A 14,769-nucleotide genomic window follows, 5' to 3' on the forward strand; every position below is an offset into this window, starting at 1 on the left:
ATATATCCGTGACTATCCCTTGAAGTCAATAAACATCTAAGCTGCGTTGGCGTACGCTCCTTCCCGTGCCACGTTCCCGCCTGCACCATGTCGCCGTCCTCGTCCTCGAAGGGGCCAAGCCGCTCGACGTCGGCATTCCCGCGCAGGTGTTCTCGACCCGCGCGAGCATGCCGTACGAGGTACGGGTGTGCGGTGCCGCGCCCGGTCTGGTGACCGGCGGAGACGGACTCTCGTACTACGTCGCACACGGCCTCGAAGCACTGGCCTGGGCCGACATCGTCTTCGTCCCCGGCTACCGCTTCCCCGACCGCGACGACCCGCCGCGGGCCGTCGTCGACGCGCTGATCGCGGCCCACGCCCGCGGCGCGCGACTCGCCGCCATCTCCACCGGTGCCTTCGCGCTCGCCGCCACCGGACTCCTCGACGGGAAACGCGCCACGACGCACTGGCACTACGCGCGGGCCCTGGCCGCGAAACGCCCGCTCGTACGGGTCGACGAGAACGTCCTGTTCGTGGACGAGGGCAGCGTGCTGACCTCGGCCGGCGCCGCCTCGGGCATCGACCTGTGCCTGCACGTCCTGCGGGGCGACCTCGGGGTGGCCGCGTCGAACCACGCCGCCCGGCGCCTGGTCGCGGCGCCCTACCGCAGTGGCGGTCAGGCACAGTACGTGCCCCGCAGCGTGCCCGAGGTGCTGGGCGAGCGGTTCGCCGCCACCCGCGAATGGGCGCTGCACCGGCTCGGCGAGCCCCTCACCCTGGAGATCCTCGCCCGGCACGCCGCCGTGTCGGCGCGCACCTTCTCGCGCCGCTTCGCCGAGGACACGGGGTACACGCCGATGCAGTGGGTCATGCGCGCCCGCGTGGACCTGGCCCGCGAGCTGCTGGAGCGGTCGGAGCGCGGCGTCGAGCAGATCGCCGCCGACGTCGGCCTCGGGACCGGATCCAACCTGCGGCTGCACTTCCAGCGGATCCTCGGCACGACGCCGAGCGAGTACCGGCGCACCTTCACCCGGGGCGAATAGCCGCGTGCCGCCACCCTTGGCGCGATCCTTGCGGACCGTGGCAATCCCGCCGCTGTCACGGCCGCGACCAGCGGGGGAACCTGGTGGCGAACCCGAAAGGACACGCCTCATGACTCGCATCGCCATCAACGGATTCGGCCGCATCGGACGCAACGTGCTGCGCGCGCTGCTCGAACGCGACAGCGACCTCGATGTCGTCGCCGTCAACGACCTCACCGAGCCCGCCACCCTGGCGCGGCTGCTCGCCTACGACACCACCTCGGGCCGGCTCGGCCGCCCGGTGTCCGTCGAGGGGAACGTCCTCGTCGTCGACGGCCGTCGCATCACGGTGCTGGCCGAGCGCGAGCCGGCGAACCTGCCGTGGGCAGAGCTCGGCGTCGACATCGTGCTGGAGGCCACCGGTCGTTTCACCTCGGCCAAGGCGGCCCGCGCCCACCTCGACGCGGGTGCGAAGAAGGTGCTGGTCAGCGCGCCGGCGGACGGCGCCGACGTCACGCTCGCCTTCGGGGTGAACACCGACGCGTACGACCCGGACCTGCACACGATCGTCTCGAACGCCTCCTGCACCACCAACGCGCTCGCACCCCTGGCCGCGGTCCTCGACGACCTCGCGGGCATCGAGCACGGCTTCATGACCACGGTGCACGCCTACACGCAGGAGCAGAACCTCCAGGACGGCCCGCACCGGGACGCCCGCCGCGCCCGCGCCGCCGCCGTCAACATCGTGCCGACCACGACGGGCGCCGCAAAGGCGATCGGCCTCGTCCTGCCGAACCTCGACGGCAAGCTGTCCGGCGACTCGATCCGCGTGCCGGTGCCCGTCGGGTCGATCGTCGAGCTCAACACGACCGTCGCCCGCGACGTGACGCGCGAGCAGGTGCTGGAGGCGTACCGTGCCGCGGCGCAGGGCCCGCTCGCCGGCGTGCTGGAGTACTCGCAGGACCCGCTCGTCTCCTCCGACATCACGGGCAACCCGGCCTCGTCGATCTTCGACTCGGAGCTGACCCGTGTCGAGGGCCGCCACGTCAAGGTCGTCGCCTGGTACGACAACGAGTGGGGCTTCTCCAACCGCGTGATCGACACGCTGCAGCTGCTCGCCACGCGCTGACCGCAGGCCGGTGCACGGGGATGGGGACGGGGCGCCCGCGGCGGCGGGCGCCCCGTCCTGCTCCCAGGACGGCCGGCGGGCCCTTGCCGCCCACCCGGACACCGCCCCCACCGGCGGCGACAACGTTCGGTTGTCGAGGTGGCCGGACGGTTGTTGGATCCACGGGGGCCTGTGCGGTGAGCTGTGACCAGAGCGGTCCGACGGACCGCCGGACACAGCCACCGAACGGAGCTCCCCATGACCGGCACCGACCCCAAGGCCGTCGTCACCCGATACGTCGAAGCGGTGCGCGACGGCGACCTCCCCGCCATCCGCGACAGCTTCGCGCACGACGCCACCTGGACCTACCCCGGCGACCTGCCGATATCCGGCACCTACGAGGGCCGCACCGCCATCCTGGAGGACTTCCTCGGCTCCGTCGGCCCGCTGATCCGGCCCGGCACCACCGTGATCGAGCTGACCCACGCCTTCGCCGACGGCGACCAGGTCCTCGCCGAATGGACCTCGACGGCGACCACGGTCGACGGCGCCGCCTACGCCAACCGCTGCGCCGGGGTGTTCACCGTCCGCGACGGGCGGATCGCCGCGGTGCGCGAGTACGCGGACACCCGGCACACCGCGGACGTGCTCTTCCCCGCACACCGCCGCTGATCCCCCCGGCCACGGCCTAGTCGTCGCCCCACTCGTCGGGCGCCCCGCCCAGCCAGCGGATCGGCGGCCACCCCACGGCGGTCTCCAGACCGGCCGCACGGAACATCTCGACCACATCGGCCAGGGAGTGCGCCATGCCGAGCGGGCGGTCCTCGCCGTGCACGTGCGCGACCACCGCCCGGCCACCCCCGGGAGCGACCGGATGGACGACGACGTGCAGGCGATCGGGCATGCCCCCAGCGTGCGTGCGCCGAGGCGCTCCGGCACGCCGGGCGCTCCGTACGGGCGACGCCGTCGGTCAGACGATGCCGATGACGAACGAAGCCCGGTATCCGGCGCCGTCCCGTACCGGGTTCAGCGTCAGCCCGGCGCCCTTGGAGGCGAACCGGTCGTCCCGGGTGTTGGGGTGCGCGGGAGCCTTGCGGCGGGAGTAGGGATCGCCCGCGTACACCGCGTTGAGCAGTTCCTCGGGCAGGAACAGCTGGGAGGAGACCGCGGTGCGGCGCCCGGGGCGGACCTTGAAGTGCACGTGCGGGGCGATGTGCGCGTACCAGCCCGGCACGATGGTGCGGAACGACACGCGGCCGTCCCCGTCGGTGGTCTGGGTGCCGCGCAGATAGGTGGCGCCGCGCTGCGAGTACAGGCCGGAGGCATCGGCGTGCCAGATGTCCACGGCCGCCTGCGCCAGCGGGGCGCACCCCTTGGCGGCCCGTACGATCTGCAGGTCCAGCCGCAACGGGACGCCTTGGCGGTCCTCCGTGACGTCGGAGCGGATCTGGCTCTTCGGGGTGTAGTACGGGCCCTCCCCGGTCTCGGCGGCGAGCACGCAGGACGGTGGCGGGCCGGACGGGTTCGGCGTGACGGCCCGTACGGCGGCGGCCCGGCCGGCGGCCGCCTCCGCCGTACCGTCCCGCCTTCCGGCACACGCCGATGCCAGACCGGTGAGGGCGGTGGTGCCGACGGCCAGCAGCAGCGTACGTCGGCGGGTGTCCAGGGGGCGGGGCTCGGGAGTCACGGCGCGCCTTTCGCGGGGGTCGGGGCCATGGGCTCCACCGTGGCGCAGCCGCTCCCGCGCCTCTCCCGACACGCCGCCGCGCGGCCCCCGCTTACCTCCCCTCGGCCGACGCACCCGACGGGTGCCGGGCCGGCCGGCGCGGCCGCCTACGGGTGGCGGGCCGTGACCACGTAGTAGTCGAGGATCCGCCGCTCGTACGCCTTCAGGAAGTTCCGCGGCCAGGTGCCCGGTGCCCACAGCCGGGACAGCCAGGCGTCCCAGCCGGCCCAGACCCGGTGGCCGATCGACTCGGCCCGCGCCCCCGCGAGCCCGGACGCAGCACGCGCGCCGTCTCCGCGGCGAAGGCGGCCAGGTCCGCGAAGTGCTGCGCCGCCTCCACGCTGACGACGGCATCGAACTCGCCGTCCGCGAAGGGCATCCGCTCCGCCGCGCCCCGTACGAATCTCAGCCGTTCCGGAGCTTCGTCCAGGAGGCCCGCGTGAGCCTCCCGGGCCCGCTGCAACTGGGCGGGGTGGATGTCCATGCCGGTGACCCCGGCGGGGTGGTGCTCGCGCAGGGCCAGCGCACAGCCCATGCCGAGCCCGCAGCCCACTTCGAGGACCCGCAGCCGATCCAGCGGCCCGGCGGCGTCGAGGACCCGCCGGTAGAGGTCCTGCTGGCTGCGGATCCGCTCCGCCTCGCCGAGCGGGGCCGTCAGGTCGATGCCGTTCCAGTAGCCGAAGTTGATGAACCCGCCGGCGAAGACCGGCTCCCCGCTCAGGTCCGCGGGCCCGTACGTCTCCCGCACCGCGGGCCGCATGGCGGGGAAGGACTCCTCGGCCTCGAACGCCACGCCGTGCCACCTCCGGGAAAACGCGGAACGCCGCCGAACGTACGGACACGCCCAGTCTGGCACCATCCGTACGCCCGACCGGGGCGCGCCCGGACCTGTGGCCGGTGTCGTACCCCGGACGGCCGGAAACGAGCGGTGCGGCAGGTGGCCTGCCGGACCGTCAGGCCCGTCCGGACCGGTGGCGCGAAAGTGATCATCGATCCGGTATCCGGACGTGCGGTCCCTATGCTGACGCCATGCTCGACATACCTCTTTCAGCGCTGGAAGTCGCGATGGTCCAGACGGACTCCCGCGCCCTTGACACCCTGCGGGACACCGCGGCCTTCGCTCAGGGAATCGAACGACTGGGCTACCACCGCGTCTGGTACGCCGAGCACCACCATTCGCCCGCGATCGGAGCGTTCCCGCCGGTCGTGCTGATCGCGCACGCCGCCGCCTCGACCTCGGCCGTCCGTCTCGGCTCCGGCGGCGTACTGGCCCCCAACCACGCCCCCGTCATGCTCGCGGAGCAGTTCGGAACGCTGGCAGCCCTCCACGAGGACCGCATCGACCTGGGCATCGGCCGCGGCCCCGGGACCTTCGACGAGGGCATCGCACGGGCACTGCGCCGCGGAGCCGGACCGGTCACCGACGAGGAGTACCGCGACGACGTGGCCGCCACCCTGTCCTTCCTGGTGGACGAGGTCGCCCTGGGCCCGCTGCCGGAGCCGTGGCTGCTGGCCTCCAGCACGGCGGGCGCGGCCCTCGCCGCCGAGCTCGGTCTGCCGGTGGCCGTGGCGCACCACATCCGGCCGGACAACACCCGGGCGGTCCTGGAGCGTTACCGCGCGGAGTTCACCCCGTCCCGCTGGTGCGAGCGGCCGCGCGTGCTGCTGTGCGTGGAGACCGTGTGCGCCGAGACGGAAGAGGAGGCCGCGTGGCGCGTCGGACCGATGGACGTCGTCAAGGCCGGGCTCCTCAAGGGGGTGAGCGACCTGCCGTTCCCCACCCCGGCGGCCGCCGCCGCGCACCCGTTCACGCAGGAGGAGCGGCAGGCGCTGGCCCACTTCCGGGCACAGCAGGCCGTCGGGACGCCCGAGACCGTCGTACGACGGCTCGCCGGACTGGCGCGCGAGACGGGCGCGGACGAGCTGATGCTCACCACGCCCGTGTACGACCTCGGCGACCGCCTGCGCTCCTACGAGCTGGTCAGGAAGTACGTGGAGGCCACCGCCGCGCCGTAGGCGACGGCGGGCCACCGGCGGCGGACGTCAGGACGGGCGGGCGGAGGAGAAGGCGGTGACGGTCACCTTGTTGTCGCACTCCGCGAAGATGCCGTCGTCCATGGCGATCTGGTGCGAGCCCGCGGCCGGGACGCCCAGGACGATCGTGGGGAAGGTGGCGGGCGTGGCGCCGGACACGCAGTAGCCGTCGGCCTCGCCCTGGACGTTGACGAAGGTGAGCTTGGTCCAGGCGCGGGCGCCCGGGGCCAGGGACACCACGGTGGCCGGACCGCTGTGGGTGGTGGCCAGCGGGAGGTTGTGGTCGGGCGAGCCGTTGCCGGCTCCGGCGACCGTCGGGAACCCCTGGACCGTGCAGGGGTGGGCCGAGGTGTTGGTCACCGAGACGACGGCGGCACCCGTTCCCGTACCCGGCGGCCGGACGTCGGCCTGGTGGGCGTCGGAGACCTTGACCTGCCCGATCGCGCAGGCCTTGGTCCCGCCGGCGGCTCCGGTACCGCCGGAGGAGGTACCTCCGGCCAGCTTCGGCTCGGCCGGTGCCGAACCCTTGGGCGTCGCGGACGGGGTCGAGGGGGTCGGGGGCGCCGACACCGACCCCGGGGACGACGGCTTCGCGACCGCGCCGTCCTCGCCGGTGGGCGTACAGCCCGTCATCATGGCCGCGACCGTCACCGCCGCCGCCAGGACCGCTGCGGTCCGGCCGACGCCTGCTGTGTACTGCATGAGCACTCCCCGAGGTCCACGACCGGTTCCACACCGGCACGCGTGGTCGGACACGCGACCGGGCCCCGCCCGGTTCTGCGGGGCACGCGGTTGTGGCGGTTCCGTGACGTGGGGCGGAGCCGGCGTGGCGAGACGTGCCGTGACCGGGCGAACCCCCGCCGTCCCCGGACGGGCCGCCCACCGCCCACAGCCCATCGCCAGCCGCCCACCGGCGCCCACCGCCGGCCGCCGCACGGCGAGGGCGCCCCCGTCCCCACGCCCGGGGCATGATGACGGGATGAACCTCTCCGCGACGGCCGGCGGCGGAAGCGGTGTCCCGGGCTCCCTCCGGGTCGCTCCCACGTTCCGGACCGCCGTCGCCTGGCTCCCTCCACCCGCGCTGTGGCCCCCCATCCAGGGCATCCGGGCCGAGCACGACCCCCAGATCCGCCGCTGGCCGCCGCACGTCAACCTGATCTTCGGCTTCGTCCCGGAGAGCGACTTCGCGGCCGCGGCCCCGCTACTGGCCGCGGTGGCCGCCGAGCGGGAGCCCTTCGCCATCCGCCTCAGCGGAGTGCGTACGTTCCGGCACCGCGCGTACGCCACGGTGTGGCTGGACCCGGCGGCAGCCGGCCTGACCCCCTGGACGGCGCTCCAGGACGCTCTGGCGGAGCCGTTCCCCTCGTGCCGCGGCCGGTTCCCCCGTTTCACCCCGCACCTGTCACTCGGCCGCGCCGCCCGGGACCCGCGCGGCCTGGCGGCGGAGTGCGCCGCACGCCTGGAGAGCATGGAGGCGCGGGTGGACCACGTCGTCCTGCTCGCCCGCCGGGACGACGAGCCCATGCGGCCCCGCGCCACGATCACCCTGGGCACCGGGGCGGTGGACTGGCACCGGGTCCCCGGCACCTGACGGCCCGACGGGCCCCGTCGCCGTCGACGCCGGCGGCCTGCCCTCCGCCTGTGGCGGAGATCACATGCAACGGGCCGGTGCCCGTCGTCTCCCTCACCTTCCTGGAGGCCTGGCGGCTCCGGGAGTCGCTCGACGAGGTGGTGAACCAGCGCGCACGGCTTATCGGGATCGCGACGAACGCCATCCGCAACACCCGCAGGGCGGCCCGTCGGCACTGCGAGGCGATGGCCCGGCTGCCGCCCCCCCCGACACGGTGCCCGACGTGGCGGACGCCGCCGTCTCCCGCATCGCCGACGCCACGCACGCGGCCGCGGCCCTGGCCGTACTGCACCGCCTGCGCCGTACGGACCGCGAAGTGCTCCTCCTGTACGTGTGGTCCGGACTCGGCCACGAGGAGGTGGCGCGGGCGTGCGGGGTGGCCGTGGGCACCGTGCGTTGGCGCCTCTCCCGGGCCCGCGCCCGCCTGCACAAGCTCACCGAAGCCCACCTCGCCGAGCCTCCGGCCCCGGGGGACGCCCCCGCGCGGCACCCGGCGCCCCGAGCCACCAGGGAAGGAACCCTGTGAACGCCGTCGACCCCGCCGCCGACCACGACCCGCGCCCGGAACCGTCCGAGCCGGGGGACACCCTCCACCGCGTTCCCGGCCTCTCCGACGCGGACCTCCCCTTCCCCGGGCTGCGCCGGATCAGGGAGCACCTGATGCGCGAAGCGGCACCGACCCCCCGGCGACCGTCCCGCACCCGTCGGCCGGCGGCCGTGCTGCTCGCCGCCGGAGCGACGGCCTGCGCCGTGGTCCTGGCGGTCACCGTCGGGGGGCGCGGGTCCGAAGGCCGGGGGCCCGTCGCCGGCCCGCCCGAGCCGGCGGCCGTGCGGCTGCTCGACCGTGTGGCCGTCGCCGCCCGGGCCCTGCCCGCCCCGACGCTCCGCGACGATCAGTTCGTCTACACCCGGACCACGGGACACTCCACGGCCCTGACCGAGACCGCGAGCGGGGCGATGGCGGCGTCCCGCACGGACGAGTCCGCCGAGCGCTGGCTCTCCGTCGACGGATCCGCCGAGTCGCTCGTGCGCACCGCTAGCGGCACCTCACGGAGCCTGCCTACGGCAAGGGCACGGGCACCCCCGGCGGTCCCACGTACCGCTTCCTGGAATCGCTGCCGACGGACCCCGGCGAACTCCTGGAGCCGATCTACGCCGACACCCGCCGCAACCACGGTCCGGGCTCGGGCTCGACCACCGGCCCCGGCCAGGAGGCGTTTGTCGCCATCGGCGACCTGCTGCGGACGATGGAAGCCCCGCCCGGTGTGAGCGCCGCCCTGTACCGGGCGGCCGCGCGCATCCCCGGGGTGGTCTTCCTGCCCGAGGCGAAGGACGAGGTCGGGCGCACGGGCGTGGCGGTCGCCCGTGTCCACGACGGCGAACGCACCGTCCTCCTGGAGGACGGTGCCTGGGGGAAGGCGGGGGACACGGTGACCTCGGTGGCCGTGATCGGGCGGGGCGTCGCGGACCGGGCCGGGCAGCCACCGCGGCCGTAGCGCCGCGGCCCGGGGCGGGCCGGCGCCGAGGCGGCGGGAGCGTGTGACGCCCCCGAGCCGTCCGCCTACCGCGCCCGCATCAGCAGATGACCCCGCCGGAACCGCTCGCCTTCGCACGGCTCGCGCAGCATGCGGCCGACCTCCACGAACCCGGCCTCGCCGGCCAGCGCCGCGAGGGTGTCGACCGGCCAGCGGTAGGCCGTCGTCACCTTGTGGTCGAACGCTTCCACCGGGCCGCCCTCGGACTCGAAGAAGGCGACGAGCAGGGCGCCCCCTGCCGTCAGTACGCGACGGAACTCGGCGAGGTAGGCGGGTACGTGCCCCGGCGGGGCGTGGATGACCGAGTACCAGGAAAGGACGCCGTCGAGTACGCCGTCGGCCAGGTCCAGGGCGTCCATCGAACCGACGTCGAACCGCAGGCCGGGGTACTCCTGGCGGGCGAGCCCGATGAGCGCGGGCGAAAGGTCGATCCCGAACGCGTCGAGTCCCAGGCGCCGCAGATGGTCCGTCACATGTCCCGGGCCGCAACCCAGTTCGGCGACGGACGCGGACCCGGATCCGGACCGGGTGGTCTGTGCGAGTTCGGCGAATGCCGCGATGACCGAGCGGTCCAGTGGGAGACCGTCGAGCGCGTCACGGGCGAAATCGGTGTATACGACGGCGAGCGCGTCGTAGGCGTCGGCGGTCGCGCGCAGGTGCGGGGCTGGTTCGGTCACCGGGACACGGTAAGGGGCCCGGGACCGGACCCGGGCGGCGCTACGTCCACTGAAGATTCCACTTCCCGATAAGGCGATCAAAATGTACAATTTCTGCATATTTATATGAATTTTACCCATCCTTCGCGGGAGTGGCGACGAATCCCCGAGGCAACCGGAATCCGCGCCGTGCAGGAGATGAGATTCATGAACCTTCCCACCCGCTTCCGGCACCTGGCCGTCGGCGTGGCCACGACGGGCCTGCTGGCCGGGGGCGTGGCCCTCGGAGCCGCCGGATCCGCCTCGGCCGCAGCGGCGCCGACGTCGCCCACCCCCTCCTCGTCCGTCACCTCCGTCCTCACCGACGACCATGACAACAACGGCAACAGCAACAGGAGCAACAACAGCAACGGCTACGCCAACCACGACAACAACCGCGACGGCAACCACGATCAAGGGAACCGCCACGACCGCTGCTCGTGGGAGCGCGGCCACTGGAGCAAGATATGGGTCAGGGGGCACTACGAGAAGAAGTGGCACGAGGGCAGGTGGCACCCCGGTTACAAGGACCACGACGGCCGCTGGCATCCCGGATGGAAGAGCCACGGCTGGTGGGAGAAGTACTGGGTCCCCGGCCACCAGAGCACCCACTGGGTGAAGGGGCACTGGAACTGCCACGACAAGTGGTGACCGGAGTCCGATGCGATCCCGGACCCCACCGCGATCCCGACGGTGCGGCGGCAACCGCTCATTCAGGTACAAGACTTGACGGTAGCCAGCCCGCGAGTAGACCCGCAGCGCACCGTACGGCCGGCCCCGGGGGGTACGGCGGACCGCCACACCCCCCGGGGCCATGAAGGCTCCGGCCCCATCCACTGGATGGGCTTGCGGTTCCGGTCCAGGATCTTGCCCCCCACACCGCCGGTCTGGCGGCTGTACCAGCTGCCCACGCTGTTCCAGTCGTACGGGTTGCAGGTGGTGCAGTGCGGCAGCTCGAAGTGGTTGCCGCCTTCCCGGTACAGGCAGATGGCGGTCTCCCGGGCGATCTCCGGCATGGCGTCCTGGTGTTCGCGCGGCCGGCACAACGACGCCGCCTGCGCCGGCGCGGCCGCCGCGGTCAGGGACACGGTGGCGGTCAGTACGGCCGGTACGGCCGCCACCGCCGCCTCCTTCAGCCTTCGTAAGGGTCTTCGCACAGCGACCCCCCTTTCCTTTCTCCGGTCGGGTGACGATCGGGACGTGGTCGGCCGGCCCCCGTGTTCCGCACTCGTGCCGCCGCGGCCCAACGGCCCACGGCCCACGGCATCGTGCGGACCGGCCGACGTCCACACTCTGCCCGGCCACCGCTATGCGTTCCCGGGTCCGCCGCGCCGCCGGGGAGATGGCCGCACGACACGCGCAAGAGGCGTCGGAGAGCCTGCGCGCCGCGCTCGGCATGTGGCGCGGCACTCCGCTGGCGGGCGCCAACGCGGCCTTCGTGGAACCGGCTCGGCGCTACGCCGGGACCCGGCGCTTCCTCGCCGAGGAACTCGGCCTCGACCCCGGTCCGGAACTCTCCGCGATCCACGCGGCGATCCTCCGGGCCGACCCCGGACTGGAGGCTCCCGCGGTCGTCCCGGCGTTACGACCGGCAGCCCCGCGACAACCGGCTCCCCGTACGCGCTCGCCACCGTCGTCACCCTGGCGCTCCGGGACCGAGGAGCCCCCGGGCCCCCGGCCGGTGCTGCCGCGCCCCGCACCCCGTCCGCCCCGCCCACGGCCGCGCCTACGGGCCCGGTCGGCGCACTGGCGCCCGTACGGGTGTTCAACATCGACGGGGACTGCAAGACCCAGACCGAACGGCTGCCCGCGTGCAGGCTCGGCCTGGCCAAGAACCCGTACGTGACGTACGACCTGAACAACGTCGTATCGCACCGCGTCTGGCACGGCGACGTCCTGATGGCCGACTGCGTCGTGGTCAACGGGATCCGCGTCGAGGACGAGCACGGGGTGGGGACCCCCAACTGGTTCCGGGTCCACCTCACCGACGTCCCCGGCGGCACCGCCTGGCTCCCGGCAGTACGCACCCACGACGACCCCGGACTGCCCGTCTGCTCCACCTGACGCGCCCCGCCCGGAAGCGGGGGTCACCGCCCGACGGTGTTCATCAGGACGATCGCGGCGATGTCCGCGAGGATGACGGCGACGACGCCGATGATCATGGCCCAGGCCCTCTGCGAGTCGTCCAGCTGCATGTGGTGCCTCCTGAGGGGAACGTCCTCCCGCTCCGTGCCGGGCCCTGCGGGCAGCCCCGCAGGCCCGCCCTCCCGCCATGATGACCCCGTCCCGGGCCCACCGCAGCCCGGCCTCCGGCGGCCCGCCCGCCGGAGGCCACGACCAGCGGTTCCACCCGCCGGGACTGCCCCGGGACTGCCCCCGGGCGCTGCCCTGGGACAGGACCGTGACAGAGGCGTGGTGAACCGTGATCATCCGGGGGGTTAGGGTCACCGAGCCGATCGCCGCCGGAAAGCGGCCGGCCGCACCACGTCATCAACCTCGGGGGATCCACATCGTGTTGACCAACCGCCTGTTCCGTACCGCCGCGCCGATAGCCCTGGCCGCCCTCGCCCTCACCGGCTGCGGCCCGGACGACGGCGGGGCCCCGGCCGCCGCGTCGAAGGGGACGTTCGCCGCACCGCTCGCCCTCAAGACCGCGGCGGACGTGACCGAGACGCACTTCCCCGACAACCAGAAGACCCAGCTGAGCGTCACCCCGGTCTCGGTGGTCAAGGGAGACAAGGCCGCGGTGGAGAAGCTCGGTGTCGGGCTGCTGAACGGCAAGACCCCCTACTACGTCACCACCACCTACACCCACAAGGGCGGCGAGGCGGACAACGGCAGCTTCAACTTCAAGCTGCTGCTGCACGGCACCGACCCGAAGCGCGCCTACACCTTCGCCCCGTCGTGGGGGGCCAAGTTCGAGCCCTGCCAGGAGGCTTCCGACACCGACCTGCGCCTGGCCGCGGGCAAGCCCGTCACCACGTGCGAGATCTACCTGGTCCCGGAGGACGTGCAGCCGGCGTTCGTCGGCTTCCAGGGCGAGCGCGACGCCGGGAAGCCGAGCGACGAGACCGGCACCGCGCCCGAGGTCGTCTGGAAGGCGAGCTGACGGACGCCGCCCGCTCCGCCGTGCCCACCGGCGCGGGCGGGTCTACGGTGGACGGGTGCGCTACCGCTTCGCAGCCGTGGCACTGACGGTCGCGCTCTGCGCGTCCACGCCGTCCTGCGGCGTACCGGAGGCGGCCGCCCCGGGATTCCGGGCGGTGCCCGGGGTCCCGGTGACGGAGCTCTCCGCAGGCGTCTCGGCCGTTCCCGCCGGGAAGCTGGGCGCCAGCTACCGGCCCGGCTGCCCCGTACCCCCGGACCGGCTGCGGCTCGTCCGGATGAACCACTGGGGCTTCGACGGCAAGGTCCACCGGGGCGAGCTGATCGTCCACCGCGACGCCGTCGGCCCCGTGCTCCGCGTGTTCGCCCAGGCCTTCGAGGAGCGGTTCCCGATCCGCCGGATGCGCGTCACCGCCGAGTACGGCGGCAGCGACGAACGGGCCATGGCCGCCGACAACACCTCCGCCTTCAACTGCCGGCCGGTCACCGGCGACCCGGCCCGGCTCTCGCGGCACGCCTGGGGCGACGCCGTCGACATCAACCCCGTCGAGAACCCGTACGTCGACCGCTACGGCACGAGCCACCCGCCGAACGGGCGGCCCCACCTCGACCGCGACCGGGCGGGCCCCGGAGCGATCCGCGAGGACGACGCCGTCACCAGGGCCTTCGAGGCGGTGGGCTGGTCCTGGGGCGCCCGCTGGTCCGACCCGGACTACCAGCACTTCTCCGCGAACGGCGACTGAGTCCCCGCGGGCCCCGGGAGGCGCGTCTCAGCGGCACAGCGCCGTGTCGACCACGTCCTCGACGTGCTCCATGGCCGCCTTGTCGGTCGGCTGGATGGTCACCGCGATGTCGGCGGCCGCGCGGCCGTCCTCCCTGACCCCGCCCCGGGTCTCGTACCCGGGGAAGCTGCCGCCGTGGCCCCAGTAGACCCCGCCGCACGAGAGCGGCTTGCTGACGAGCCCCAGTCCGTAGCGCGCGCCGTGGCCGAAGTACTCGGCGGGAACGGTGGTGCGCATCTGGGCGAGCTGGGCGTCCGGGAGGAGACGGCCGGACAGCAGCGCCGTGTAGAACGTGTTGAGGTCGGAGTTGGTGGAGATCATCTGGCCCGCCGCCCAGGCCCACGAGGGGTCCATCTCGGTGACGTCGGTCAGGGGCGCGCCCGGCGATTCGCGGTCGTAGCCCTGGGGATGGGGTTCGCGGATGCCCGTCTCGCCGGGGGAGGGGAAGTAGGTGTGGCGCAGTCCGGCACGCCGGACGACGCGCCGCTCCAGTTCCTCGGCGAGGGGGTGTTCGGTGACCTTCTCGACGATCAGGCCGGCCAGCACGTAGTTGGTGTTGCTGTACGCCCACTTCTTCCCGGGCTCGGAGGTGGCCTCGTGCCGCAGGGCGAAGCCGAGGAGCTCGCGCGGGTCGTACGGCCTGGGCCGGGGAACGTCGTTGAGGTAGTCGGGCAGCCCACTCGTGTGCTGCAGGAGGTGACGGACCTTGATGGCACGGCCGTCGATGCCCTCGCCGCGGACCAGGCCCGGCAGATAGGTGTCGACCGGGTCGTCGAGGCCGATCTTCCCCTCGCCGACCAGCTGCAGTACGGCCACCGCCGTGAACGCCTTGGTGTTGCTGCCGATCCGCACCTGCCCGTTCCTGGGCACCGCCGCTCCGGTGGCCAGGTCGCCCACCCCCGCCGTGTACGTACGGGTGTGCCCCTCGCGGTCCTGGACGCTCGCGAGCACACCGGGTATGCCGTCGGCGCGCACCAGCGCGTTCAGGCCTTGCTGGACGCTGTCGGGCCGGGCGGCGGCGAAGGCCGCGGGCTGGGCCAGGGCACCCGCCGCCAGAACACCGACGGCCACCGCGGCCAGGACCGGGAGGGCCCTGGGCCGACCGTTCCGCCGGCTGCCGGAACGGTGATCCTGCCCTGAGTGTGCGCGCACG

The 14,769-nt window shown here is 73.6% G+C and carries 19 protein-coding genes; 11 read left to right on the plus strand and 8 right to left on the minus strand.

Annotation, left to right across the window (positions count from 1 at the left end; genetic code table 11):
- Window positions 1-65 precede the first annotated feature (65 nt).
- The 3 genes from OG295_RS34680 to OG295_RS34690 all read left to right on the plus strand — a co-directional run bounded on the left by OG295_RS34680 (window position 66) and on the right by OG295_RS34690 (window position 2,781).
- Entirely contained in the window at window positions 66-1,022 is a 957-nt protein-coding gene (locus OG295_RS34680; RefSeq protein ID WP_371680608.1) for a GlxA family transcriptional regulator, read from the plus strand.
- Between the two features lie 109 nt (window positions 1,023-1,131).
- Window positions 1,132-2,130 (plus strand): type I glyceraldehyde-3-phosphate dehydrogenase, encoded by a 999-nt coding sequence (gene gap / locus OG295_RS34685; protein ID WP_371680609.1) that lies wholly within the window; start codon window positions 1,132-1,134, stop codon window positions 2,128-2,130.
- Window positions 2,131-2,367: 237 nt separating this feature from the next.
- The gene (locus OG295_RS34690) at window positions 2,368-2,781 is read left to right on the plus strand and encodes a nuclear transport factor 2 family protein (RefSeq protein WP_371680610.1); all 414 of its coding nucleotides are present in this window, start codon (window positions 2,368-2,370) and stop codon (window positions 2,779-2,781) included.
- A 16-nt stretch (window positions 2,782-2,797) separates the two neighbouring features.
- Here the strand turns inward: OG295_RS34690 and OG295_RS34695 are convergent, their stop codons facing one another.
- The 3 genes from OG295_RS34695 to OG295_RS34705 all read right to left on the minus strand — a co-directional run bounded on the left by OG295_RS34695 (window position 2,798) and on the right by OG295_RS34705 (window position 4,628).
- Entirely contained in the window at window positions 2,798-3,013 is a 216-nt protein-coding gene (locus tag OG295_RS34695; RefSeq protein WP_280916107.1) for a hypothetical protein, read from the minus strand.
- A 66-nt stretch (window positions 3,014-3,079) separates the two neighbouring features.
- Window positions 3,080-3,796, minus strand: coding sequence for an intradiol ring-cleavage dioxygenase (locus OG295_RS34700; protein WP_371680611.1), 717 nt, complete (start codon window positions 3,794-3,796; stop codon window positions 3,080-3,082).
- A 202-nt stretch (window positions 3,797-3,998) separates the two neighbouring features.
- Complete coding sequence (locus OG295_RS34705; RefSeq protein WP_371680612.1) at window positions 3,999-4,628, minus strand: class I SAM-dependent methyltransferase; 630 nt, start codon at window positions 4,626-4,628, stop codon at window positions 3,999-4,001.
- Between the two features lie 236 nt (window positions 4,629-4,864).
- On the opposite strand from OG295_RS34705, the gene OG295_RS34710 reads away from it, so the two are divergent.
- Window positions 4,865-5,851 carry an MsnO8 family LLM class oxidoreductase gene (locus tag OG295_RS34710; protein WP_371680613.1) on the plus strand — a complete coding sequence of 329 codons (987 nt, stop codon included), beginning with the start codon at window positions 4,865-4,867 and terminating at the stop codon, window positions 5,849-5,851.
- A 27-nt stretch (window positions 5,852-5,878) separates the two neighbouring features.
- Here OG295_RS34710 and OG295_RS34715 read toward each other — a convergent pair whose 3' ends face one another.
- Window positions 5,879-6,571: a DUF4232 domain-containing protein gene (locus OG295_RS34715; protein ID WP_371680614.1), complete on the minus strand. Its 693-nt coding sequence runs from the start codon at window positions 6,569-6,571 to the stop codon at window positions 5,879-5,881.
- 277 nt (window positions 6,572-6,848) lie between these two features.
- Here OG295_RS34715 and OG295_RS34720 point away from each other — a divergent pair, with 277 nt between their 5' ends.
- Window positions 6,849-7,460 (plus strand): 2'-5' RNA ligase family protein, encoded by a 612-nt coding sequence (locus tag OG295_RS34720; RefSeq protein WP_371680616.1) that lies wholly within the window; start codon window positions 6,849-6,851, stop codon window positions 7,458-7,460.
- Between the two features lie 262 nt (window positions 7,461-7,722).
- A complete protein-coding gene (locus tag OG295_RS34725) occupies window positions 7,723-8,025 on the plus strand; it encodes an RNA polymerase sigma factor (RefSeq protein ID WP_371680617.1) in 303 nt (100 codons plus the stop codon).
- 376 nt (window positions 8,026-8,401) lie between these two features.
- Here OG295_RS34725 and OG295_RS34730 read toward each other — a convergent pair whose 3' ends face one another.
- Window positions 8,402-8,533: a hypothetical protein gene (locus tag OG295_RS34730; RefSeq protein WP_371680618.1), complete on the minus strand. Its 132-nt coding sequence runs from the start codon at window positions 8,531-8,533 to the stop codon at window positions 8,402-8,404.
- 81 nt (window positions 8,534-8,614) lie between these two features.
- Between OG295_RS34730 and OG295_RS34735 the strand changes: the two genes are divergently transcribed.
- A complete protein-coding gene (locus tag OG295_RS34735; RefSeq protein ID WP_371681398.1) occupies window positions 8,615-8,995 on the plus strand; it encodes a hypothetical protein in 381 nt (126 codons plus the stop codon).
- Between the two features lie 65 nt (window positions 8,996-9,060).
- Here the strand turns inward: OG295_RS34735 and OG295_RS34740 are convergent, their stop codons facing one another.
- The gene (locus OG295_RS34740) at window positions 9,061-9,711 is read right to left on the minus strand and encodes a class I SAM-dependent methyltransferase (protein ID WP_371680619.1); all 651 of its coding nucleotides are present in this window, start codon (window positions 9,709-9,711) and stop codon (window positions 9,061-9,063) included.
- Between the two features lie 186 nt (window positions 9,712-9,897).
- Here OG295_RS34740 and OG295_RS34745 point away from each other — a divergent pair, with 186 nt between their 5' ends.
- Window positions 9,898-10,380, plus strand: a complete 483-nt coding sequence (locus OG295_RS34745; protein ID WP_371680620.1) for a hypothetical protein — start codon at window positions 9,898-9,900, stop codon at window positions 10,378-10,380.
- Window positions 10,381-10,442: 62 nt separating this feature from the next.
- On the opposite strand, the gene OG295_RS34750 is transcribed toward OG295_RS34745, so the two are convergent.
- Window positions 10,443-10,850, minus strand: a complete 408-nt coding sequence (locus tag OG295_RS34750) for a hypothetical protein (protein WP_371680621.1) — start codon at window positions 10,848-10,850, stop codon at window positions 10,443-10,445.
- 640 nt (window positions 10,851-11,490) lie between these two features.
- Here OG295_RS34750 and OG295_RS34755 point away from each other — a divergent pair.
- The 3 genes from OG295_RS34755 (at window position 11,491) to OG295_RS34765 (ending at window position 13,577) form a co-directional block, all read left to right on the plus strand.
- Complete coding sequence (locus tag OG295_RS34755; RefSeq protein WP_371680622.1) at window positions 11,491-11,793, plus strand: hypothetical protein; 303 nt, start codon at window positions 11,491-11,493, stop codon at window positions 11,791-11,793.
- A gap of 448 nt (window positions 11,794-12,241) precedes the next feature.
- Entirely contained in the window at window positions 12,242-12,838 is a 597-nt protein-coding gene (locus OG295_RS34760; protein ID WP_371680623.1) for a hypothetical protein, read from the plus strand.
- A 55-nt stretch (window positions 12,839-12,893) separates the two neighbouring features.
- Entirely contained in the window at window positions 12,894-13,577 is a 684-nt protein-coding gene (locus tag OG295_RS34765; protein ID WP_371680624.1) for a M15 family metallopeptidase, read from the plus strand.
- Between the two features lie 27 nt (window positions 13,578-13,604).
- Here OG295_RS34765 and OG295_RS34770 read toward each other — a convergent pair whose 3' ends face one another.
- On the minus strand, window positions 13,605-14,768 hold the full coding sequence (locus OG295_RS34770) for a serine hydrolase domain-containing protein (protein WP_371680625.1): 1,164 nt from the start codon (window positions 14,766-14,768) through the stop codon (window positions 13,605-13,607).
- Window position 14,769 lies beyond the last annotated feature (1 nt).

It is taken from the genome of Streptomyces sp. NBC_01276 (assembly GCF_041435355.1).
Classification (GTDB): domain Bacteria; phylum Actinomycetota; class Actinomycetes; order Streptomycetales; family Streptomycetaceae; genus Streptomyces.